The sequence below is a fragment of the Rhodoferax sp. LB1P47 genome, from assembly GCF_056521445.1.
On record NZ_JBWMAU010000018.1, the window covers coordinates 40,397 to 62,672 of the forward strand.

Genomic DNA, 22,276 nt, shown 5'->3' on the forward strand with positions numbered 1-22,276 from the left:
TCCTGTTGAAAACGAAAAACCAGTTAATTATTGCCGTCAAGTTTATTCACTTGAATGGGGCAGAAATGAATATTAATTTTGTGCTTGCATTACATCGCATAGCCGCTCCGCAAAAGCACGTCGGGTAAAGCTTTGATGGTATTGTTTTTTTGCAGAAGTACCCAAAGATTTGCAAAATTCGGCATTGCTACCCAAAGACACCACTGCCGCACGCAGTGCATTTACATCTTGCTTGGGTACGCCAATTGCAGATGTGGTATCAATATAGTCATCCATACAACTGCCAGTGGTCACAATAGATGCTTTGCCCGACCGCATGGCGTCTATTAAAACAAGCTGACCGGCCGAAACATCGGTATGCAAGATGGGTAGTATCACTGCATAACTTCCATCAATATATTTCTGAAAGTCGGCGCCAAACACATTGTGCAATGCCGTTACGTTGTGAGGTAATTCAATACCCTTGATGTCATTGGCATGGCATGCGATGGTGAGGTTTTCAGAAATACCCCTGAATGCATTGATGAGGGTTTTGTAATCTCTGTTGCTTGTACCGCCTGAGAAAAAGTAGCTATTTTTAGCGGACACTTCAATCGCAGGGGTTTTAATGGATTCGTTTCTGCCGAAGGGTACGAAGAATATTTTTTCGCCTACTTTTTTCCCGAATTCATTATTGTAATATTCGCGTTCCAGGGATGCGTGGCAGATGAGGAAATTAAGATCAGATGATGATATTAGCCATTTGTATATTTTTTTATAAACACTGCCTAAAAACCCATTTTTTCGATTATAAATTAATTGCAGAACCATGCTGCGAGATTTGCTACTTTGCCAGAATAAAATCTTCTTGAAAAATGCGTAATACAAACCTACAAATTGTTCGCCAAAAATAATGTAATCTTTGTCTTTGCTGACTTGGGTGGATTTGTAAGCCATTGCTAATATGACGAGGTGTCTGCGCCAAGTGCTACGCGATACACTTAAATTAGTTTTATAATTTAGGAAGTCAATTTTTGCGCCAAGTTTTTGCGCCATTTTTTCTAAAAAAGCATCTTCATCCCGATAGGGGGCGACGATAAGTAGTTTTTTAGTTCCTGAGTACATGTTTCCCTTTGGGTTTTTAATATCTGCAATCCCGTAGTTGGAATTGCAGATTTATAGTAGTTTATTTGTTTTTTATCCAAGAACGGATTAACGTCATTTGAGGGCGATCAACACCCCCAATCGGTTCGTGTGACAACTCATAGGTTTCACGCCATCCACCTCCGGCCCAAATGAACCAGTCTAAACAGGCTGCATCGCTCATATCTAAAAATTTTTTCAATGCTAATAACCAGCGTGGGTCATCCATAGGGACACCTGTTTCCCCTATTGCACCGCGTTGTCCGGTAGTGGCCAGCCACGTGATAAATGGTTGCAGGCGCTGGGCGGCGCGGGCTGTCATATCGGTGCTGCCAATGGGTGTTTTATAACGGCCACTGAAATCATCGTCAAAATAAATATGGGCCTCATAAACAATCAAATTGGAAGGATCATTGACAAATGGTGTGGGGTTGACTTGGGGCCAGCGTTGCGAGTTGCTCCAGCTGTCGCCGCCAACATAAATAGGTTTTTTTGTATCAATGGCACGAACACCATTGACTCCGGATTGCGCCACGGTGTGCCATAGACCGTTGGTGTCATGTGGCTCGTTCATTAATCCGTAGGCATATACAGCAGGATGCAATATAAATGCACCTGCCAAGCGCCTCCATACATCATTAAAGGCCGTAGCAGGGACATCTGCTGTTCCAATGATTTTCTCTTGGTAGCGGCCATAATTGTGCAAATCAATTAGCACTTTCATGCCTTGGGCATTGGCAATATCCAGAAAATCAACTGCATTCTTAAGATAACGGGCGTTGAGCTCACCATTTAAGGTGGGTTGAATGGTTTCCCAAACAATAGGCAGGCGGATGGTATTTATGCCAACACTTTTGTAATAAGCAATATGTGCGGCAGAAGGAAATTTTAACTCCACAGCACCGTTGTACCAACCGGTGGGTAAGGGCACTAAATTAATGCCGCGTATCGGGGCGGCACAAGTTGCGTATGCAGACGCCAGAGGGGCAAACACCAGTGCCGCAGACAAAAGAACCCTAGAGATTCGTATCTTCATGAGATTTCTCCATGTCCGGCAAAATAACCCAATCGGCACCCGTTGCACCGATTAAGAGAGCGGCTGTGGCCGGACACACAACCCCGATAATTGACCATAGATTGCACCGCTGGCTTTAAATTATATTTTTTCTGATGGAAAATAATTTCTATATGAAATGTGCAATCGTAAATATGCAACTTTTTGAAGAAATTATTTTTTAACTTTTTGGTACATGGCGTCGCAAAATATTAACCACTACAAAAATTGCAATGCACTCGCCTCCGATGACTGACGCAATTAACCATTCTTGTTGATGCACATAGCATGCCACGGCCACCAGCGCCACGGAAACAACAGCACCATAAATTGTGGCCAGCGTCAAATCCCGAAAGCGCCGTAAGGCCTGTACGCCAATGCTAAGACACGATCGAATTTGAAATGCTATGTTGGCCACGCCCCAAGCAGCGATCATGGTGCCTAAGCCTTGGTATTTGTTTCCAAAAACAAGGGTTGATAAATGTGGCCATGCCACCCATAAAAAAACCAAAAATAAAATATTAAAAGCAAAAAATGCCCATAAAGCCCGGTGTAATGTGGCGTGGAATTTTTCAATCTCACCCTTACCAATCATTCCTGCCAGCTGGGGGCGGGCAATGCGCGCCCAAGAACCCGTAATCAAATTAAGCGGGCCAAAGAAAATTCGACCGGCCTGCAAATGCGCTACGGCTGCGGGGCCAAAAACAGCCGCAGCAATAAAAATATAACCCCTATTTTGCACATCGGTTGTGATTACCCCTAACAAACTCCAGCGAATTTCATGCATTTGTGGCCTGAAAACGCCCACTATTTCTTTTGGTAGAGCCCGCAGTGCAGGCATGCTGCGTGGAACTAGGTGGCGCAATATGGTCAAAAAGCCTGCCGCACCCAGCACCCATAAAAAAGTTGATACAGTTTGTAAAAGTGCGTCACCCCGCCAGTGCAGATAGCCTAGGCAAGCTATAGACACAATCACGTAGGCCAAGTCTGCCAGCAGCAATGCGTCTAGTTTGCCTTCTACCGCTAGTAATCCACGGTAATACTCCCGCACGCTTTGGGTCGCCATATACAGGCTGGCTCCGAGCACGAGCGCCATGTGCGATGCCCCAAGCCAAGCCAGTAAGCCGCCCCCACTGACAAGCAAAATCAGTAGCGATAAAACTATATTTGCAGCAGAAAAAACCCGACGCAATACATCTTTATCTGCTTCTAAGTGGGCCAGGGGCAGGTGTACCGCCAGGGGCGTGTTGACCAATGCATTTTGCAGCATGGCTACAAAAATAGATGCCGCAGTAATTAATGCAAAAACTCCAAAATCTTCTGGTGACCATAATCTAATCAAGTACAAGGTTAATCCGAAGTTGAATGCGGAAATAACGGCTTGGTCGAAAATGGAGATCGCAATTTTTTTTCTCATTGATTTTTTTGTTTTTCTTTTCCGAAATTTCGGGCCATCCTGTGGAATGGGATTTCTATCATGGAATAGAATGCATATGATGCTATTAAGATTGAAATTAATTTAATTATCCAGAGGATTGTTATGGTTGCTATTGTTTTTTCTATATTTTCATAAAAGTAAATGCCTAAAAATCCTGTGGCTGAGTATATGTATATTATTGGATTGTGGACTAAGTAAAGTGAGTATGATGCTCTGCCACCCAGTTCTGTGAAGCGATTGGTTGGATTCTGTGAGTAGTATTCAATTTCATTTTTTATCCAAAAGAATGCGTAAATGGCAAAAATCCAATGGGTTGCAGGGTACCCTAATTTTATTGATCCATGTGTAACTGGCACCTTTAATGCTGCGGAAATAATAATTGCTAACAATCTCCATTGCCATATTTTTAATCCAATGGAAGTTGTTTTTTTTTGTAAAAAAACAACTTCAGCTAAGAGGCAGCCTGAAATCCATATTGGTAATCCTATTAATATTAGGGCCGGAAAATATAGAGATCCGAAGTAAAGGGTTTTAAGGTTTAGTGATATTGCTGCAAGCGATATTATAAATGTTAGTGCGAGGATGTTTTTGATGTTAAATTTATTGAATAATTTGTGTAGTGCCGGATAAAGTAAGTAGTATGCGATTTCACAATAAATGCTCCATAAGACTTCTTCTGCTTGATGCGCTATGATTGGCCCATTTGCAAAGCAAATTAAATAAAGAATTAATGCCGGGGGGGCTATTCTTATTAGTCTTCGTTTGTAGTAACTTGATGTATCGAATTCAGATTTTTGTATGTTGGGCCAATGTATTACAAAGCCTGATATTATGAAGAAGACTACTACTGCTGCAACCCCGTTAAATAAGCCATTATTTATTGAGATTAAAACTAGTTCTAGAGGATTTTCTTTTTTTAAAATTTCCGCTAGTGGTAGTCGTGCTCCATGTGAAAATATCACCCAAATTGCGGCAATGAAACGAAGAGAGTCGAGGCCATCTATTATTCTTTTTTTTATTTTTTTTTCAGTCATTTTTATTTATTAGTTTTTTATTGAAAATTTCAAGATAATCTTTTTTGTATTGATCTGCGTGAAATTCTTGGGCTATATTAATTGAATTTTTTGTTAACCATTTTCTGAAAAAAATTTGATTTTCAAGTAATTTAATAAGTCCGTTATATATGGATGATTGTTCTAGCGGATTTACTGCGACCCTTGCACTAACAGAATTAATAAATCCATCAATCCCAGTGTTTTTTGAATGCAGTATAGGGACACCAGCCAATAGCGACTCTACATAGACCATGCCAAAGGTTTCGTTGTGGCTAGGCAGCACCATGCCTGCATAGGCGGGAAGTTTGGTTTGCAATGCACTGTTGGGCATGGGGCCTAATAGCGATACGGAGTCGTTCAGCCCCAGCTTTTCAATCAATGCTTTCACTTCGTTGATGGCGGCGGGCTCTCCACGCCCAATTACATCCAAATGCGCATGGGGGTAGGTGGCTAGGCAATCGCGGAAGGCGGGTAGCAAGCGGTCCAGGCCTTTTTTGCGGTAGACGTTTATGTCGAGCACGGTGAGCAGCCTGTCTGGCTGCAGCGGCGCGGGTTCGCCTGCGGGCCTGCGGGCGACAAAGTTGGGTAGTAGCCGTTGCTGGTCGGCGCGCATGCGGAAATGCTGGTTGAGCACCGGCTTGAACCAGGCCGATACGTAGTACACGCGCACGGCGTCTGACAAGATTTTTTGCAGAAACGGGCGGTAGTGCGGCTTGAAGCGCAGGATTTTGGATTCGGCTTCGCCACGGATGGATAAGGCCAGGGGGATGTGTAGCCAGCGGGCCAGCCACCATGCGGCCAAGCCTTCAAATGTGAGTTTGTGGCCATGTACCAGTGCGGGCTGTAGGCCTCTGCGCTTGATTTCGCGGTGCACGCGCCAAGCCACGATGAACATGGACAGTGCCAGCAATATGCCAAATGGCAAACCCCAATAGCGCATAGAGATGACGCGCTCGTCGCCTTTGCCGTCCCCTTGGGTTTGGCTTGCCAGCATGGGGTTGGCGGTGCGGGTCAAGGCGATCACGAGGTAGTCAAGCTCTTCATTTGCCTGCACAAAGTTGCGCACTGCAAGGGTGTTTTCAGGCCGGTATGTGTTGGGGTAATCGACTGCCAGGTGCAGCACCAAGGGTTTGGGGTTGGATGTGTTCATACTTTGTCGCGTGCTGCGGCCCATAAAAATGTGAGGTTGCCAACTAGGTAGCGGCGCCACATGCGGCCAGGTTCTTGGAGTAGGCGGTACACCCATTCGCACTGGATGCGGCGAATCCATAGCGGTGCGCGATGGACCTGCCCGGCGGTAAAGTCGAACAAGGCTCCTACGCCAATACATACGCTAGCGCCCGTGCTGCTTGCACAGCGTGCTATCCATTTTTCTTGTAGTGGGTTGCCCATTGCTACCAGTAGCAGGTCGGGGACGGTGGCGCGGATGCGGGCGCACACGGCGGCTTCGTCTGCGGGGGCGATGAAGCCGTCTTGGTAGCCCAGCCATTGGTGCTGTGGATAGCGTTGTGAAAATTGTGTGTGCGCACGCTCGACCACATCTGGCCGTGCGCCGAGCAAGAAAATGCGAAGTGGCCGCTGGGTGGTGGCTAGCAGGCGTGGCACAAAGTCGGTTCCATTGAGGTTTTCACAAAATGGCCGACGGTATTTCCACTTGCTTGCAATATTGACGCCTGCACCGTCATTGAGCACCAGTGTGTGTTTCAGCAGGTCGCGGTAGGCTGGCATTTGGCGTGCCAGGTTGATGGTGTGTGCGTTGGCAATGGCGATGTGCAGTGGCTTGCGTTGCTCTACGGCTTGTTCAATGGCCTGTATGACCTCGGCACCGCTGCGGGCATCTATGGCCACACCTTGTATGTTGCGTGTGTGTGTGCCCAGCACTTCTTCGTATATCTGCATGAATCGCGCAGCGGTGCCCGGCCATCCGTAGCGGGCGGCAGCATGCATGGCTTTGGCGCGTGCGGCTGGGTAGTGCGCCTTTAGCTGCTGGGTGTAGGTAAATATGCTGTTTGCAGCGGCTTCGGGTGCATGAAAGTCCACCAAATGGCCAATACCCGCTGCGTCAATAATTTTTTTGAAGCTGCTGATGGGCGATGCAATGGGGACTAGGCCGGCGGCCATGCCTTCTACCAGGGTCATGCCAAAGCCTTCGTAGTCGGAGGCACTGGCGATGAAGCAGTGCTGGGCAATCTGGGCCTGGATGGCGTTGTCGTCCAGGTTCAGCAAGATGCTGACATGTGCTTGCAGCCCCAGATGGCTGATGCGCTGCTGCATTTGCTGCAAATTGTTGTCCCAATCGCGGCCAATGATGGTCAGGTAGGCATCCGGTGCCTGTTGTCTGAGGTGGTGCAGGGTTTGTAGCAGTAGGTCTAGCCGCTTGTTGTTGGAAAATCGGCCAATGAACAGTAGGCGGTTGGCGAAGTGGGGTGCACCCAGGTCGGCAAATTTCTCAATATCTACCCCGTTTTCAATGAGCCGCAGCCAAGGCTGGCAGAGGGGTAGAAACATGGCGTGGTCGCCTTCGCTGCATGCAATCACAAGTTGGTAGCCACGCACGCTCCAGCGGGTCACGGTGTTGAAGAAAATTTTCTTCAGGCGCGACGCATAGGTGGAGTGGAAAAACCCGCCGTGGGTCGATAGCACCAAGGGTGTTTTGTGCAGTGGGCGGATCAGGGGTAGAAAGTCGGCAAAAAAGTCGACCGCATGCACATGGATGATGTCGTAGCCTTGCAGATGCGACGCTACGGACGGGGCCAGCGGATACCGGCTGCCACCCCGCCAGGGAATGCGGCGAACAGGTATGCCCTGGATCGTTTCCGTGGCCGCTAACGGTGGCCTGTCTAGGTGGAATACGGTGTTGAGCGTTAGCACTTCGGGTTGGTGCCCTGCGGTTAATTGGGCTTTAGCCAAACACTGAACGAAGTTTTCTAGGCCGCCAATCGCGGGGCTAAATTGGCGAACGATATGCAGAATGCGCATCTACTAACCTTTGTAGAGTTCTACGGCGGCTGAGCCGGTGGCCGCACGCAGCTTGCCCAGGTTGGCTGCTGCTTTGATTTGAAACTGCATGGAGCGGCCTAAGCCGAAGGGGCGCATACCCCAGGCGATGGCGCTGGCGACCAGCCATTGCACACCAGCTTTGAGCAGCAGTGTGTTGCGGCGCAAGGGCGGCGCATCGGCAAAAAAGATGCGGAAGTAGGTTTCCCCCACGCGCACGGCTTTGCGCAGCAGGAATGTGCGGTTCAGGCGGTGGGCTTCTACGGTTTCGCTGACGATGGCCTCGCGGCAGGTCACCATGCGTATGCCTTTGCCCGACAAGCGGTTGAACAGTTCGGTATCTTCTCCGCCTGTAGTGCCGTATGCGACGTCAAATATATGGCTCTCGCCTGCCAAGGCTGCGCGTGCCACCAAGGTGTTGCAGGTGGGGCCATGCGCCACTGGCGTACCTGTTGGGGCAATGGTTTTGCCGAACAAGTCGTTGGCTTTGATCCAGTCTGGGCAGCCTTCTGGATAAAGGGTTTGCACGGCACCGAATACGACTTGTGCTTTGTACTTTGCTGCGCAGGCGACCAGTGCGGCCAACCAGTCGGCGTTAGGAACTTCGTCGTCGTCAATAAAGGCGAGCCAATCTCCCTGGGCCGCCGCGACGGCGGCATTACGCGCTTCGGCCACACCAGGCCGTGCTGCAACCGCATAGTGAATGGTGGGCAGTAGTTGTGCTTGGGCTAAGGTCACCATTGACCGGGCAGAGCCTGCCAGGTCACTATCGACCACCACCACATCCACGGCCAAGCCCGGCGGCAAAACTTGTTGCGCAATTCCTTCCAGGGTTGCCATGAGGCTGGGCCGCTTGAATGTGCAAAGGCATATCGAGATTTTCACGTCAATTTCGTACATTATTTGCCATTCTGTAAATGACTGCCATTGCAATAATTTGGATAATCCATGCTAAAGAGTTCCCTCTAATTAGTGAACTTTCTGTGAAATTATGCAAGAGTGAAAATATCATGAGCGTCCATGAAATAGATATGACGCTGCTTTTTTTATTTTTTTCTGAAGTGTTTAGGCAGATAAGGAAGCCAATAAAAACTATGGTGTAAGTGAGGTAGCCTAGCATGCCGAGAGATAGTAGTATGTCGAGATATCCATTATGAGCTTGATTTATCATTGGAATAAAACCTGTGCCATAGCGAATATTTGGCGAGTTAGGGCCGATGTCCCAAAATCCACCGTAACCATGACCAATCCAAGGGTTTTCAAGAAATCGCGCGATTAAGAATTGCCATATACCATCTCTGCCAGTAAATCCAATTTTACGAATGATATTTCCAATTTCATTTAGGACATCAAATCCAAGAATGAAAAATATTGAAAATATGCTGTATAAAATTGCTGTAAAAATAAATATCAATCCACCAATCCCTATGCCGATACGGCGTGATATTTCTCGTGAGCTGAGTGCAATAGCTGGTGCAATTAATATTAGGCCTAAAGATGTTTTGGATCGAGATAATGCTAGAAGTACTACCCATGTAAGTAAGTAAATGATATTCCATTTTTTATTGCAGAGTTCATCGGATTTAAGAATCCAGAAGCCTGTAATAATTGATATTGCACCTACTAATCCTAAAACATTTTTCTGAGGATGAATTCCTCGAAAAAGTCCATCCTCGTCAAACCCATTGGGGCGCATTACCATAATGAGCTCGAAAAATAATGTAGTAAAGGCGGCGTGGTAAAGTATTATGAATACTTGCTCCGTGCGTTGGAGTTTTGATATGTTTATTAAAATACTTCCTACTACAATTAATTGTAAGATGGCGCGTCGAAAAGTAATTTCTGGTGCAAGCGACCAAAATGTACTAAAAATCATCAGTGCACAAAAAACAAATAATGGTATAGCTTTTATATAAAAGCCGCTGTCTATACGGGATGTGTTTGTAAGGGTGAATAGTGATGTGGCTAACACTATTAGCCAAAAAGCTTGATTGAAAAAACTTCCATCCACTCCAGATTCTGATGCTCCATCAAATGTGAAATTTGGGGGGAGGATATTTAAGCAGTTCGCGAATATAAGAAATAATGTTATTGTTGCAGTATGTTGTTGGGTTGATAATAATTTTTTTGGTTTTCCAGCAAGCCAGTGGGAAAATTTATTCACCATATTAGATCCCAATAGCTGCCGATGCGATGACGCGTTTTGCCGTAATGCCTGCAAATCTAAGTTTATAGTCGGCTGGTAAAGTATTCAGCAGTGCATTTATAAAGGTTTCGTGTTGCAGGAATGCATGCGGGGTTGCGGTATCAATAGATGACACGCGAAATACCAAGCCATCTGGGATTTGACCGCGAAGTCCATAACGTAATTCTGCTATCTTTTTGTGTGTACCCTCAAGCACCACGGTGCTACCGATCATGGCCCAGTAGGTAAGGGGTTCTAAGTGGTGGTTGTTCAACACCGTTTCCAGTCGTCGCACCGGTATATCCCCCTGCGCTGTCTGTACGGTGCCTTGATGGTTCGTTAGCACCTGAAAGCCTTGGGCGGGATAGCACACTTCTGGGTAGTGCAATTGCATACTGTCGCGTTGGTCTTCACCATAAGCGATAGAGAGCATTATTCTCTCGCCTGTACGTGTGTTCTTGTAACTGCGAGACAGGGTTTGGCTATATATCTGCTTGAGTAGTTCCGTTTGTTGCGGGTTAACGATGGCTTGGAGTGTATTGGGCTCCATTTGCCAGTCGCCAAATATTGCGGGGATAGCCTTTTCGATCCGAATCGGATTCATGGATGAAATGCGATGTGTAGGGGTAAGGCTCCAAGCTAATCCAGTAGTTAATAGCATTAGTAACCCGTAGGCCACTGCATAGCTTATTGGTTTGCGAAATGCCTGTATATTTTCTTCTGAGGCTAAGCGCGGTTGCCCGTACATGGGGGGAGCAGTGTTCGGGATAATCTTTGGGGAAAAGCAGGTGTGCAAGAGGGCATCGGTTCCTATGATTAATAGCAATGCACTAATAAATAATAAGATGCCAGCAAATCCATGTAAAAAACCTTGACCTGCTGCGTCACCAAAATAGTATGTAATCATGCAGAGCGTAATGACGCGGATTACATTGGCCGTGAAGGATATTGGAATAATGAGTAGACCTAAACCAAAATTGCGAATGGAGGATTTTCGCTGCACTAATTTTAGATAGAGTAAACCAAGAGCTTCTAGTGTGAGTAGTGTGTGCAGGCCCGCACATGCATCTGCCACCAGCAGCATATATTGGCCAACTTGTAGCATGACTCCTGTGCGTGCGACGGGGTAGCCCAACCCGTATAAAAAATGTTCCGCCACATAGGAGACGGCAAGTTTCATTGGCATTGTGATGGCATCAACCAATCCACTAGGCAATGGCACCATAAACAGCATGAAAAATAGTGCGAACCATTGGACTTTGAGTGCTGCTGCGCCATGGTAGATTAGTATGGTTCCTGCCAGAAACCAAATAACCGAGCCTATTTCAAGACTTAATATTCCTTGTGATCGACCTATTGCATATAGCAATAAACCTAAAGAAATTACTATCCATCCCCATAGTTGGGGTGAATTTTTTTTTGTTTTTTTAATCATCTCGTCCCAGTTATGGTGAAGTAACCACAATGAGATGCCCAAGACAATAGGTCCGTGGATTTGTGTTTCTGTAGTCCAGATGCCTTGAAAAAGGTCAATCAAACTTGGGATGTACAGCAAAAAAATGCCAAAAATAACGGGTAAAAAGGTGAGAAAAATACCAAACCAGGGGCGAAGGGTCTGCGCTTGTGCGCGGGAAAATAGCATCACCCACCTAGTCGTATTGAGTCATCCAAAACGGCAAGATTTTGGTTGCCTTTTAGATGCTTTGAAACTGTTGGTTGATGTTCAATCATCATTCAACACTGAACCAACCAATGTTACGCCGTTGTTTTGTAATCTATGGGCTAGTAAAGTCGTCTGCGGAAGTGAGCTTTTATTTTTTCGTGCAACCACTAACGCAGCACCAGCACGAGCGGCAATTATTTCTGCATCAGCAAAATCAGAACCGGCGGGAGTATCAATAATGACAACGTCAAACTGTTGCGTAACCAGCCTCAGAAGGCCCTCAAAAGCAGGGCGACCCAGCAGTTCTTGCGGGTTCGGTGGGGTGGCACCTGCGGGTAAGACGGCCAAACTAGGTAAGCCAACTACGCGCACAATGGTTTCTAATCTTGCGCGCCCAGCCAATACCCCGGATAAGCCAGCATTATTTCCCAGCTTAAAAAGCGTGTGTTGGCTACCCGTACGTAAGTCGGCATCAATCAAGAGGGTCCGTTGTCCTTGCTGTGCAAATACCACGGCTAGATTGGCGGCTATAAAACTGCGGCCTTCGGATTTTCCTGGACTTACTATGGCCAGCATTTTTCTCGAAGGATCGGTATTAAACCAACGCAGCATTAATTGACTGCGTAGTGCCCTCAGATTTTCACCGATGCGGCTAAATGGCTTGTATGCGGCAACTAGTGCGGAACTCAGGCTTTTATCTTGGTCTGAGAGGTATGCGTAATCAAACTGTTGAGAGAGGGCGTAGTCAATGTCTTCTTTTGTTAGAAGCTTTAGTGCAAGCGCAGCATCGCCAAACTTTAGTTTATCCGTTTTCTGGAGCGTCATGATACGTGACGCATCTTCGGTACTTAATCTTCCAGTGGCTATTAATATGTCGCCAATGGAGCGGGTTGGCCCTGTAATTGAATTGGTCATGCCCGAGCACCATTTTTGGTTTTTTTAAATGCGCGAGGAGTGGATGCGATGGCACCAAGTACCGGGATATTTAATGCCTCAACCAAATCATTGGTTGATCGAATTCGGCGTTTAAGTAATTCTGCTGTAATCGCAAAACCAATTCCCATGAAGCCTCCAAGAAAAATGGATAATAAAATGTTTAGAAAAACACGCGGCTTGGATGGGGCTCTTGGGGGTGATGCTGCGTTTAGAAGTGAAATATTTGTTTGATCAGTTTTGCTTTCTATTTTTGTCTGTGAGGCGCGTTGACTTACGACTTCAAAAGCCCGTTGTGCAGATTCAATATCTCGACGCAATACATTTAGTTCGTCGCGTTGCTTGTTGAGTATGAGTACGCGAGCTTTTTGTGCAGCTAATGCTCCCTGAATTTGCTGCTCACGTTGTTTTCCAACTTGGTATGCAGTTTCTATAGATGCTGTTATTTTTCTGATTTCTGTATTTAATTGATTTTTTAGTGTTGCAAGCTCAGCCTCTGTTCGCAGGGTTTGAGGATGATTCTTGCCCAGGTTTCCATTGCTTTCATTAAGTTTTGCTTCTAGGCGGGCAATATCTGATTTCAGGCCGTTAATTAGGGGGCTCTGCATTACCTCCGCGACTGTGTCACTTTTAATATTTTGACGTTTACTTTGGCTATCAGTTGTTTGACCTTGAACGCCTGTTAGTAAACTTGAAGTCTCATTGAGTTTGGCAGTTTCAAAATCGAATTTTTCATCGGCAGAAGTAATGCCATTTTTTTGCTGGTAATTTGATAGTGCTTGTTGTGATGTTTCAAGTTTTTCTCGGGCAGTCTTGGTTTGCTCCTCGAAAAATGCTGCATATTGGCGTGCGGGTGCAAGACGCAAATCCAGATTGACATCTATGTATGACTGGGTAAATGCATTTGCTGCGGCCGCCGCAAAATTTGGGTCTGTGCCAGTGTATGAAATATTGATGACATTGCTTTCCCGCGAAGGTTTTACGTCAAGATTTCTTTGAAGAGATTCGGCAAGCCAGTCTTCTATTTTTCCCGTGCCTCCAGTGGCCAGTATCCATTTTTCTTTGACGGATGGATTTTCTTGCATGTGCAAGAGTTTTACGGCAGCTACTGCGACTCGGTCGCTGTTGATGATGTCTATCTGCGTCGCCATATAACTTGGCGCAATGAGGCCTTGAATAGCTTGGCCTGTAACAAGATCTGGCGACTTAACATCAACCACTATGGCTGCATTTGCGCTGTATTGTTTTGGGAGTATTAAGCTTAAAGACGTTGCTACGGTTACCGTCAGTAAAAGCGTTAATAAAATTATTCTGTATCGCGCGCTCAGTATGAGTAGAAATTGTTGCAGTGTCATGGTATAGGTGTTCGGGTCAGAACAAGCTTTCTTTGACGTAAATCACATCATTCGGCTGGAGCGGGTCTGTGAGCTGTGGCTCAAGCTGTTGGATGCTGCCGTCAGCTGTTTTGCGGTGCAGGCGCAGGCGCTTTTCTGTGCCACGGACGGTAGGGCCGCCACCCAGGGCCAGGGCTTGCATGATGGTCATGTCGCGTTCTATGCGGTAGGCCCCAGGGCGCTGTGCTTCGCCGTAGATATAAAAAACCGGGGCGCGGTGTACGTAAATGCTGTCGCCCCCTTGCAGAACGAGGTCGTTTTGTACTTTGTTTGTCAGGTAGATCGAGGGGATGTCGATTTGCTGGCGGAAGGGTTTGCCGCTGCGCATGCCGGTGACGATGGCTATGTCGTCGCCTACGGGGGTTGCGCCACCGGCCATAGCCAGCATGTCGCTGAGCCGGGTATTGGCGGTTTCTAGTGGAAATCGGCCTGGGCGGTTGACTTGGCCGAGTACGGCAACTTGGTTGCCGCGTATTTGCACCAGTACGATGTTGACTTGTGGCTTTTGAATGAAGCCACCTTTTTGCAAAGCATTGGCAATGATTTTTTCGGCTTCTGTGATGGATATTCCGCCCAATTTGACCGATCCAATGAGGGGGTAGGTAATGGCGCCATTTTCAGATACACGGGTTTCCACCGTAAGGTCGGGATTTTGGAAAACCTGTATGCGAATGGAGTCACCAGCCCCTAAGGGGTAGTCGGGTAGCGCTTGCGCTTGCGCTTGTTGACCCAGCAGCAGAATAAGCAGTAAAGAAAATACCAGTTTGGCATGCTGAAGTAGGCGCTGTGTCATGGGGTGTTTCCTGTTGGTGTGGCGGCGGTTGCTGGGGATTTCGGCGCATCTATTTTTGCGAATTCACCCATGTAGCTTATTTTTGCGTTGGCTCTTAGTTCTTTGAGCTTGGTTGCGATGGCTTGAGCGGCTAGCTGGTTATTTAAGAATTGTTCTATGCGCGGTAATGCCACGGCTTCTGCCAGGGGGGCGCGTTGGGATGATGCAATTCGCAGGTAGGTAATGGTTTTGGGGCTGGTTAATATGGTGCTTTGGCCGTCTTTCAGGGCGTGCACTTTTGCCAGTAGTTCTAATGGAAGCTGCTCTGCTGTTCGGGTGGTGTTGCCGCCGGTGAACTGGATGTTTTTACTTTTTAGCCAGTCTGATACTTCGGCTATGGATTTTGCGTCTGTTGCCAGGCGGGTTAATTGCGCCTCCGTGTCGGTGGTGTTGGGGGTCACAATTTCTTCTATGTTGAATATGCGCCGTTCTGTGAAGAGGGCGGGGTGTTCGGCATAGTATTTTTGGACATCGGCTGCGCTGGATGGGGTAAGGCCCGATGTGATTTGTTTTAAATAGGCCCGGGCCACTATGTCGCGCCGGACGGCTTCTATGTCGGCCACTACGTCGGGGGCGCGGTCTAGTTTTTGGGCTATGGCCTGGCCGATGGCGAGTTGCTGGTCAATGAGCTTTTCCAGCACTTCGGGGCCCATCGTTTGGGGGGCGTCGGTGTTGGCGTGGCGAAGTACTTGGTTGATCTGGTGGACCGATATTTCTTCAGAACCCACTTTTGCGGCTACTTGTGTGACGACTTCTTGCTTGTTTTTGTTTTCACATGCTGCCAGCCCGAGGGTGAGGGCGGCCACTAAGAGTGTGGGGACCAGTTTGCGGGGGATGTCCATTGGTTTTAGCACGTCAATAGCTGTATTGGGCTGAAAACGTAGCCATGTTGCTGTCGTAGTCCAGGTTGGCTTGGTTTGAGGTGCGTTTGGAGTTTTGCAGCGTGGTGCTCAAGATGAGCGACTGGTAGGGCTGCCAATCGAGTGACAGGCTGGCATCGCGCACGGTGTCGCTGCGCTGGCTTGCGGCGGCGCTGGTGGGCGTTCCCTGGTAGTGGCGGAAGGCCATTTCATAGCTGAGGCGTAGCGTGGTTTTGGGGCTGATTTGCCATACAGGGCCGAGGGTCAGGCGGTCTGTACTGGTGTAGTTGGTATTGCCCGTTTGGTAGCTGGCCAGTTCATGCGTCCAGTTGGCGGTGAGTTTGTATTTGCTGGATATGGCCCAGTCGATGCGGGCACGGGTGTTGATGCCGCTGTAGTTGCGCTGCCCGTAGTGTGGGTGGGTGCGGTTGATGTGGGTGGCGGTGATTTCGGCTGTGCTTTTGGCACTGATCAGCCAGCGTAGCTTGAGTTCATGGTCGTGCTGGCGAAAGCTGTCGTCAAACAGGGCGACCGGTTGCAGTGCGCGGTTGGTGTATTCGCCGCTGTTTTCTTTGAATGCGTAGGTTAGCGCGCTGCCGGATGCCCATACGTAGCTGAGCCCGGCTTCTGCCGTTGTGGTGGATGTGTTGCCCTCTGCGGCGATGGGCTGCACATTGTTTTGAACGGTGGTTGAAAAACCACCCACCACGCGCCAAGGGCCGCCAAGCCCGTAGGTGGCGTCTAGACGGGTGTTGGTGTCGGTGCGCTGGTTGCGTATGTTGCTGGCGGGGTTGTCGGCAAAGCTGTTGAGGGTTTCTTTGTAGGTTCGGGTTAGGTTGCCTTGGAGTTCCGGGCTGGCGCTCCAACGCCATGCGGCGGCGTAGTTGTGTGCCACAAAGCTGAGGTAGCTGTTGTTTTGGTACTCCGAGTCAATCAGGCTGACGGCGAGTTCAACGCGTTGCAGGCTATAGGCTTTGTTGAGGTTGAGTCCGAATGTGGTGACCCCAATTTTTTCCGAGGCGTTGGGTGTGCTGGAGCGTGTGCTGGACGGCAGGCGAAATAGGTTGCTGTCGGTTTGCAGCGCGTAGGCTGCATTGAGCGTTAGTGTGTCGTCACCTTCTGCCCTGGCGTGTGCCATGCAGAGACAAGTTAGCAGTGCCACTGCAAGAGAACAAACGCGTTGGGCAAACATGCTTTAGATGGTTGGATTTTAGGTTTGGGGCCGAAGGTAGATTCTTGGGGCAGGGCGATGCTGTATCGCTTTCAAAATTCTAGCGCTCCCTTGTGGCTATTTTTTCAGACCTGACTTGCAGGGTATCGGGTACGGGTTTGACCTAATTGCATGTCATTATGCATGGTCGATTGGGCGTTTCTATTTACTTACGACTTGTATCTGATTGTGTGTGGCGATGGGCTTTTTCACGCCATAAAGTTGTTTTGATGGTGGGTGCAGGCGAAAAAAAAGGATTGCAGCGCAATCCTTTTTAAGAGCGGCGGGGTTTTAAGCCGCGAGCGTGTCTTGGTGCTTTTTGCGCCGACGTGCCACAACGCCAAGCAGTGCCAAACCCGACAGCAGCATGGCATAGGTTTCGGGTTCTGGCACTGGTGCGGCCAAGGCCACTACGAAGTTACCGGCTCTTGATGCTGTGCCTGAGAAGGTAAGGTCGTAATGCCCTGCGGCAAGGCTGCTTTCATAGCCCAAAACTTGGCCATATGTGGCGCCAATAGCACCAGAGGAGTACGACAGCAGTGTTGAGAATCCGTTGCTTCCGGTGAGGGTGGCGCTAAATCCGCTGATCAAGTTCAGTAAGCTGAAGCTGGTTTTGGAGGCCAGTACGCTGAACGAGCTGGTATCGCTGGCAATGTCAAAAGACACCACTTCGCTGAAACTGCCCCGGGAGTAGCCAACCAGCGCGCTGTAGCCATCGTCACTTAGGCTGGTCAATTCACCGATGTTGGTGGTTGCCGCTTGTGTGGCGAAGCTGGTTGCAAATAGGGCCGCTGTGCCCAGTGCAATCATGAATTTACGCATTTAAATTCCTTCGATAGTGCTGGAAGCCCTGCATAAAAATGTACGCAGCCAGACACAAACCCATGTTATTACTAGTGTTAACCCTAGCTAGTCGTTTATTTGGGCGATCGGCTAGGGCAAGGTGCTTTTTTGTAGTGTTTTTACACACAAATGGAAGAAATCTTACAAGTAAGCCTATTTAGTAAGTCCACTTGGCAGCTTTACGCTGGATGTACAAAAACTAAAAAGGCCTGTCGCATTACACGACAGGCCTCAAATTGGCGGAACAGGCGGGATTCGAACCCGCGGAGGGCTATTAACCCTCACACGCTTTCCAGGCGTGCGACTTAAACCACTCATCCACCGTTCCTAAGCCTCAAATTCTAGCATGCTATTTGCGCCGTATTTTCAGTGTGCGGCGTTTCTGCCGGGCACGGCGTGTTTTTCCAGGTCTTCTAGTAAAACGAATTCCAGCGCCCGGATGTGGGTGGATTCCAGCACCACGGGTGGGGCCACGCCGGCTTCAAAGGCTTCTTTCCAGCGGTTTGCGCACAGGCACCAGCGGTCTCCGGGGCGCAGGCCGGCAAAGCGCCACTGGGGGCGGGGTGTGCTCAGGTCGTTGCCGCGTGCCAGCGAGAAGGCCAAAAACTCGGCGGTTACTTTTGTACAAATGAGGTGCGAACCGCTATCGGTCTCGTCGGTGCGGCAACAGGCATCGCGGAAATAGCCCGTCAGCGGGTCGTAGGAGCAGGGCACTAGTTCGTTGCCCAATACGTTGTGTTCGATGGCAGGGCTGTCCATAGCGGTTCTATGGTGTTTTGCTGGTGTTGACCATCTTCATGGCGGAGCCGATCAGGGCCGACACCTCGGTCATGTTGCTGGGCACGATGAGGGTGGTGTGGGCGTTGGCGGCGACGCGGGAGTAGGCTTCTACGGCTTTTTCGGCAACTTTGAGTTGCACGGCTTGTTCACCGCCGGGCTGGCGGATGGCGTTAGCCACCAATTCAATGGCGTGGGCATTGGCTTGGGCCACGGCGGTGATGGATGCGGCTTCGCCCTGTGCTTTGTTGATGGCGGCTTGTTTTTCGCCTTCGGAGCGGGCGATGAATGCTTCGCGCTCGCCGGTGGCGATGTTGATTTGTTCTTGGCGGCGGCCTTCGGACGCGGCAATCAGTGCACGCTTTTCGCGTTCTGCGGTGATTTGCGCCTGCATGGCGTGCAGGATTTCTTTCGGCGGGGTCAGGTCTTTGATTTCGTAGCGCAGCACTTTGACGCCCCAGTTCAAGGCCGCTTCGTCGATGGCGGCCACCACTTGGGCGTTGATGATGTTGCGTTCTTCGAAGGTTTTGTCTAGTTCCAGTTTGCCGATCACACTGCGCAGTGAGGTTTGCGCCAGTTGCGAAATGGCGATGATGTAGTTGCTTGAGCCGTAGCTGGCGCGCATGGCGTCTGTTACCTGGAAGTACAGAATTCCGTCTACTTGCAACTGGGTGTTGTCGCGGGTGATGCAGACCTGGCTGGGGATGTCGAGCGGGATTTCTTTCAGCACGTGCTTGTAGGCCACGCGGTCGATAAATGGCACCAAAAAGTTGAGGCCGGGGGTGAGCGTGCCGTGGTATTTGCCCAGCCGTTCAATTACCCAGGCGTGCTGCTGGGGCACTACTTTCAGGGTGCGGCTGATAAAGATGGCGGCGATGACGAGTACGACGATGGCAATTTCCATAAAGGCTCCGGTTAGTTGTGTAAGAGTGTTTCACAGTTTGTTGACGAGCAGCCGGTTGCCGATGACTTCGGTGACGCGGTGCGGGCCAGGGGTCGGGTGCTGGTCGGGGCGGTGCAGCACGGTCCATTCGGCACCCCGGTAATGCACCTGGGCGGTGCCGTCGGCGTTCCAGGCATCCACTTGCACGGTTTCGCCGATGTCCAGATTCACATCGGGGTTGGCGCTGGCGGGTAAGTTTTTGGGGTGTTTGCTGCGGATGCGGTTCCAAATGACTACGGCACCGCCGCCCACCGCGCTGGCCACCAGGGTTTGCGCCACCATGCCTGCACCGGCATACGCGGCCAGGGCGGCAGCGGCAAAGCCTAGCGCCAGCATCAGCAGGTAGAAAGTGCCGGTGAGCAGTTCTATCACCACGGCTCCACCGGCCAGTAGCCACCATAAAGTCGATTCCGCCATTGCGCGCCCTTGTGTTGTGTTGCGATCGCCACATTTTGGGACCAAAACAGCGGACTGCCGCCGAGGCTTCATGCGAAGTCCTTACACTTCGCGGCTGTTTTGAGTTTTACCCGTGTTAATTTGGCTGGAGGCCGGCATGAAGTTTCGTTTCCCTATCATCATCATCGATGAAGATTTTCGTTCTGAGAACACCTCGGGTTTGGGCATCCGCGCTCTGGCCCAGGCGATTGAAACGGAGGGGTTGGAGGTGCTGGGCGTGACCAGTTACGGTGATTTGTCGAAGTTTGCCCAACAGCAAAGCCGCGCCAGTGCTTTTATCTTGTCGATCGACGATGAAGAGTTCTCGCCCGGCCCGGACCACGACCCAGTGGTGCTCAACCTGCGCCACTTCATCGCCGAAGTGCGGCGTAAAAACCTGGATGTACCGATCTACATCTACGGCGAAACCAAGACCTCGCAGCACATCCCCAACGACATTCTGCGGGAGCTGCACGGCTTCATCCACATGTTTGAGGACACGCCCGAATTTGTGGCCCGCCACATCATCCGCGAGGCTAAAAGCTACCTGGAAGGCGTGCAGCCACCGTTCTTCAAGGCCTTGCTGGACTACGCTGAAGACGGCTCTTACTCGTGGCATTGCCCGGGGCACTCCGGCGGCGTGGCTTTTCTGAAGAGCCCCGTGGGCCAGATGTACCACCAGTTTTATGGTGAAAACATGCTGCGTGCCGACGTGTGCAACGCGGTGGAAGAGCTGGGCCAGTTGCTCGACCACAACGGCGCCATCGGCGAGAGCGAGCGCAATGCCGCCCGTATCTTCAACGCCGACCACTGCTTCTTTGTGACCAACGGCACCAGCACCAGCAACAAGATGGTCTGGCACCACACTGTGGCCCCGGGCGACGTGGTGGTGGTAGACCGCAACTGCCACAAGTCGAACTTGCACGCCATCATCATGACCGGCGCGATTCCGGTGTTTTTGAAGCCTACGCGCAACCATTTCGGCATCATCGGCCCCATCCCCAAGAGCGAATTTGAGCCTGCCGCCATCAAGGCCAAGATCCGTGCCAATCCGCTGTTGCAGCATATTGATGCCGACACCGTCAAGCCGCGCATCTTGACCCTGACACAGAGCACCTACGACGGCGTGCTCTACAACACCGAAACCATCAAAGGCATGCTCGATGGCTATGTGGAGAACCTGCATTTCGACGAAGCCTGGTTGCCGCACGCGGCCTTCCACCCGTTTTATGGCACCTACCATTCGATGGGCAAAAAACGCATCCGCCCCAAGCACGCGGTGGTGTACGCCACGCAAAGCATCCACAAGCTGCTGGCAGGTATCAGCCAGGCCAGCCATGTGCTGATCCAGGATTCGCAAAACGTCAAACTGGACCGGCATTTGTTCAACGAGGCGTACCTGATGCACACCAGCACCAGCCCGCAATACAGCATCATTGCCAGCTGCGACGTGGCGGCCGCCATGATGGAGCCGCCCGGCGGCACCGCGCTGGTGGAAGAGAGCATTGCCGAAGCGCTGGACTTCCGCCGCGCCATGCGCAAGGTGGACGACGAGTACGGCGCCGACTGGTGGTTCAAGGTCTGGGGGCCAGACAAACTGGTGGACGAGGGCATTGGCCGCGCCAGCGACTGGATCATCAAGGGCGAATCCAAAACCAATGCCAAGGCCAACTGGCACGGCTTTGGCAAGATGGCCACCGGCTTCAACATGCTGGACCCGATCAAGTCCACCATCGTCACGCCCGGCATGGATTTGAACGGCAAGTTCGCCAAGACCGGCATTCCGGCCAGCATCGTGACCAAGTTTTTGGCCGAGCACGGCGTGGTGGTGGAAAAGACCGGCCTGTACAGCTTCTTCATCATGTTCACCATCGGCATTACCAAGGGCCGCTGGAACAGCATGCTGACCGCGTTGCAGCAGTTCAAGGACGACTACGACAAGAACCAGCCGATGTGGAAGATCCTGCCCGAGTTTTGCCAGAAGCACCGGCGCTACGAAAAGATGGGTCTGGCCGATTTGTGCCAGCACCTGCACAACCTGTATGCCAAGTACGACATCGCCCGGCTCACTACCGATATGTACTTGAGCGACCTGACCCCGGCCATGAAGCCCAGCGATGCCTATGCCCATATCGCCCTGCGGAAGACCGAGCGCGTGGCCATCGACGAGCTGGAAGGCCGCATTACCGTGGGCCTGGTCACGCCGTACCCACCGGGCATTCCGCTGCTGATTCCGGGTGAAGTGTTCAACAAGAAGATCGTCGATTACCTGAAGTTCTCGCGCGAGTTCAACACCCAGTGCCCCGGATTTGAAACCGACATCCACGGCCTGGTCGAGGAAGTGGACGAAAACGGCAAGCACCACTACTTCGCGGATTGCGTGAGGGTCTAATCCCGCAAAATTTCCTTGCTATTTAATTGAGCCACTTGCACAACCACTCAAAGATGTAATTTCCTGTCGATTGGGAGTCGAATTTTTGAGGGTGAAGGTGTAGGCGCAGCCACTGGGAAGTGACATCATCTGGTTTACCAAGA

At 50.2% G+C, this 22,276-nt stretch carries 18 protein-coding genes, 1 tRNA gene and 1 pseudogene; 1 reads left to right on the forward strand and 19 read right to left on the reverse strand.

Annotated elements, in window-relative coordinates; all coding sequences use genetic code 11:
* Positions 1-72: 72 nt before the first annotated feature.
* The 19 genes and pseudogenes from AC0969_RS16920 to AC0969_RS17010 all read right to left on the reverse strand — a co-directional run bounded on the left by AC0969_RS16920 (position 73) and on the right by AC0969_RS17010 (position 19,723).
* Positions 73-1,104, reverse strand: a complete 1,032-nt coding sequence (locus AC0969_RS16920; protein ID WP_479625328.1) for a glycosyltransferase — start codon at positions 1,102-1,104, stop codon at positions 73-75.
* A gap of 61 nt (positions 1,105-1,165) precedes the next feature.
* On the reverse strand, positions 1,166-2,158 hold the full coding sequence (locus tag AC0969_RS16925) for a glycoside hydrolase family 5 protein (RefSeq protein ID WP_479625329.1): 993 nt from the start codon (positions 2,156-2,158) through the stop codon (positions 1,166-1,168).
* A 199-nt stretch (positions 2,159-2,357) separates the two neighbouring features.
* Positions 2,358-3,593 (reverse strand): lipopolysaccharide biosynthesis protein, encoded by a 1,236-nt coding sequence (locus AC0969_RS16930; protein ID WP_479625330.1) that lies wholly within the window; start codon positions 3,591-3,593, stop codon positions 2,358-2,360.
* Positions 3,590-4,648: an acyltransferase family protein gene (locus AC0969_RS16935; protein WP_479625331.1), complete on the reverse strand. Its 1,059-nt coding sequence runs from the start codon at positions 4,646-4,648 to the stop codon at positions 3,590-3,592. The genes AC0969_RS16930 and AC0969_RS16935 overlap by 4 nt, the downstream gene beginning before the upstream one ends.
* Complete coding sequence (locus AC0969_RS16940) at positions 4,641-5,819, reverse strand: glycosyltransferase (protein ID WP_479625332.1); 1,179 nt, start codon at positions 5,817-5,819, stop codon at positions 4,641-4,643. The genes AC0969_RS16935 and AC0969_RS16940 overlap by 8 nt, the downstream gene beginning before the upstream one ends.
* Entirely contained in the window at positions 5,816-7,648 is a 1,833-nt protein-coding gene (locus tag AC0969_RS16945) for a WecB/TagA/CpsF family glycosyltransferase (protein ID WP_479625333.1), read from the reverse strand. Before AC0969_RS16945 ends, AC0969_RS16940 begins: the two co-directional genes overlap by 4 nt.
* A gap of 3 nt (positions 7,649-7,651) precedes the next feature.
* Positions 7,652-8,566 carry a glycosyltransferase family 2 protein gene (locus tag AC0969_RS16950; RefSeq protein ID WP_479625334.1) on the reverse strand — a complete coding sequence of 305 codons (915 nt, stop codon included), beginning with the start codon at positions 8,564-8,566 and terminating at the stop codon, positions 7,652-7,654.
* The gene (locus tag AC0969_RS16955; RefSeq protein ID WP_479625335.1) at positions 8,553-9,830 is read right to left on the reverse strand and encodes an O-antigen ligase family protein; all 1,278 of its coding nucleotides are present in this window, start codon (positions 9,828-9,830) and stop codon (positions 8,553-8,555) included. Before AC0969_RS16955 ends, AC0969_RS16950 begins: the two co-directional genes overlap by 14 nt.
* A gap of 4 nt (positions 9,831-9,834) precedes the next feature.
* The gene (gene xrtB / locus AC0969_RS16960; protein ID WP_479625336.1) at positions 9,835-11,493 is read right to left on the reverse strand and encodes an exosortase B; all 1,659 of its coding nucleotides are present in this window, start codon (positions 11,491-11,493) and stop codon (positions 9,835-9,837) included.
* Between the two features lie 81 nt (positions 11,494-11,574).
* Complete coding sequence (gene epsG, locus AC0969_RS16965) at positions 11,575-12,429, reverse strand: chain length determinant protein tyrosine kinase EpsG (protein ID WP_479625337.1); 855 nt, start codon at positions 12,427-12,429, stop codon at positions 11,575-11,577.
* The gene (epsF, locus tag AC0969_RS16970) at positions 12,426-13,802 is read right to left on the reverse strand and encodes a chain length determinant protein EpsF (RefSeq protein WP_479625338.1); all 1,377 of its coding nucleotides are present in this window, start codon (positions 13,800-13,802) and stop codon (positions 12,426-12,428) included. Before epsF ends, epsG begins: the two co-directional genes overlap by 4 nt.
* 16 nt (positions 13,803-13,818) lie before the next feature.
* Positions 13,819-14,634 (reverse strand): polysaccharide export protein EpsE, encoded by an 816-nt coding sequence (gene epsE / locus AC0969_RS16975; RefSeq protein WP_479625339.1) that lies wholly within the window; start codon positions 14,632-14,634, stop codon positions 13,819-13,821.
* Positions 14,631-15,515: an EpsD family peptidyl-prolyl cis-trans isomerase gene (locus AC0969_RS16980; protein WP_479625340.1), complete on the reverse strand. Its 885-nt coding sequence runs from the start codon at positions 15,513-15,515 to the stop codon at positions 14,631-14,633. Before AC0969_RS16980 ends, epsE begins: the two co-directional genes overlap by 4 nt.
* Positions 15,516-15,528: 13 nt before the next feature.
* Positions 15,529-16,725, reverse strand: a complete 1,197-nt coding sequence (epsL, locus tag AC0969_RS16985) for an XrtB/PEP-CTERM-associated polysaccharide biosynthesis outer membrane protein EpsL (protein WP_479625341.1) — start codon at positions 16,723-16,725, stop codon at positions 15,529-15,531.
* Between the two features lie 309 nt (positions 16,726-17,034).
* Positions 17,035-17,526, reverse strand: a pseudogene (locus tag AC0969_RS16990) (FxDxF family PEP-CTERM protein); the annotation flags it as partial.
* A 297-nt stretch (positions 17,527-17,823) separates the two neighbouring features.
* A tRNA-Ser gene (locus AC0969_RS16995) sits at positions 17,824-17,914 on the reverse strand.
* A gap of 38 nt (positions 17,915-17,952) precedes the next feature.
* A complete protein-coding gene (locus tag AC0969_RS17000; RefSeq protein ID WP_479625342.1) occupies positions 17,953-18,345 on the reverse strand; it encodes a DUF2237 family protein in 393 nt (130 codons plus the stop codon).
* 7 nt (positions 18,346-18,352) lie between these two features.
* Positions 18,353-19,267 carry an SPFH domain-containing protein gene (locus tag AC0969_RS17005; RefSeq protein WP_479625343.1) on the reverse strand — a complete coding sequence of 305 codons (915 nt, stop codon included), beginning with the start codon at positions 19,265-19,267 and terminating at the stop codon, positions 18,353-18,355.
* A 30-nt stretch (positions 19,268-19,297) separates the two neighbouring features.
* Positions 19,298-19,723, reverse strand: coding sequence for an NfeD family protein (locus AC0969_RS17010; protein WP_479625344.1), 426 nt, complete (start codon positions 19,721-19,723; stop codon positions 19,298-19,300).
* Between the two features lie 136 nt (positions 19,724-19,859).
* On the opposite strand from AC0969_RS17010, the gene AC0969_RS17015 reads away from it, so the two are divergent.
* Positions 19,860-22,133, forward strand: a complete 2,274-nt coding sequence (locus AC0969_RS17015; protein WP_479625345.1) for an Orn/Lys/Arg family decarboxylase — start codon at positions 19,860-19,862, stop codon at positions 22,131-22,133.
* The last annotated feature ends 143 nt before the right edge of the window (positions 22,134-22,276 follow it).

What these genes read in the sequence shown, in the direction of transcription:
- AC0969_RS17000 (WP_479625342.1), bottom strand. Translation starts at nt 18,345, where the DNA reads ATGGACAGCCCTGCCATCGAACACAACGTATTGGGCAACGAACTAGTG.
- AC0969_RS17010 (WP_479625344.1), bottom strand. Translation starts at nt 19,723, where the DNA reads ATGGCGGAATCGACTTTATGGTGGCTACTGGCCGGTGGAGCCGTGGTG.
- xrtB (WP_479625336.1), bottom strand. Translation starts at nt 11,493, where the DNA reads ATGCTATTTTCCCGCGCACAAGCGCAGACCCTTCGCCCCTGGTTTGGT.
- AC0969_RS17015 (WP_479625345.1), top strand. Translation starts at nt 19,860, where the DNA reads ATGAAGTTTCGTTTCCCTATCATCATCATCGATGAAGATTTTCGTTCT.
- AC0969_RS16945 (WP_479625333.1), bottom strand. Translation starts at nt 7,648, where the DNA reads ATGCGCATTCTGCATATCGTTCGCCAATTTAGCCCCGCGATTGGCGGC.
- epsG (WP_479625337.1), bottom strand. Translation starts at nt 12,429, where the DNA reads ATGACCAATTCAATTACAGGGCCAACCCGCTCCATTGGCGACATATTA.
- epsL (WP_479625341.1), bottom strand. Translation starts at nt 16,725, where the DNA reads ATGTTTGCCCAACGCGTTTGTTCTCTTGCAGTGGCACTGCTAACTTGT.
- epsF (WP_479625338.1), bottom strand. Translation starts at nt 13,802, where the DNA reads ATGACACTGCAACAATTTCTACTCATACTGAGCGCGCGATACAGAATA.
- AC0969_RS17005 (WP_479625343.1), bottom strand. Translation starts at nt 19,267, where the DNA reads ATGGAAATTGCCATCGTCGTACTCGTCATCGCCGCCATCTTTATCAGC.
- AC0969_RS16925 (WP_479625329.1), bottom strand. Translation starts at nt 2,158, where the DNA reads ATGAAGATACGAATCTCTAGGGTTCTTTTGTCTGCGGCACTGGTGTTT.
- AC0969_RS16935 (WP_479625331.1), bottom strand. Translation starts at nt 4,648, where the DNA reads ATGACTGAAAAAAAAATAAAAAAAAGAATAATAGATGGCCTCGACTCT.
- AC0969_RS16940 (WP_479625332.1), bottom strand. Translation starts at nt 5,819, where the DNA reads ATGAACACATCCAACCCCAAACCCTTGGTGCTGCACCTGGCAGTCGAT.
- AC0969_RS16950 (WP_479625334.1), bottom strand. Translation starts at nt 8,566, where the DNA reads ATGTACGAAATTGACGTGAAAATCTCGATATGCCTTTGCACATTCAAG.
- epsE (WP_479625339.1), bottom strand. Translation starts at nt 14,634, where the DNA reads ATGACACAGCGCCTACTTCAGCATGCCAAACTGGTATTTTCTTTACTG.
- AC0969_RS16980 (WP_479625340.1), bottom strand. Translation starts at nt 15,515, where the DNA reads ATGGACATCCCCCGCAAACTGGTCCCCACACTCTTAGTGGCCGCCCTC.
- AC0969_RS16920 (WP_479625328.1), bottom strand. Translation starts at nt 1,104, where the DNA reads ATGTACTCAGGAACTAAAAAACTACTTATCGTCGCCCCCTATCGGGAT.
- AC0969_RS16930 (WP_479625330.1), bottom strand. Translation starts at nt 3,593, where the DNA reads ATGAGAAAAAAAATTGCGATCTCCATTTTCGACCAAGCCGTTATTTCC.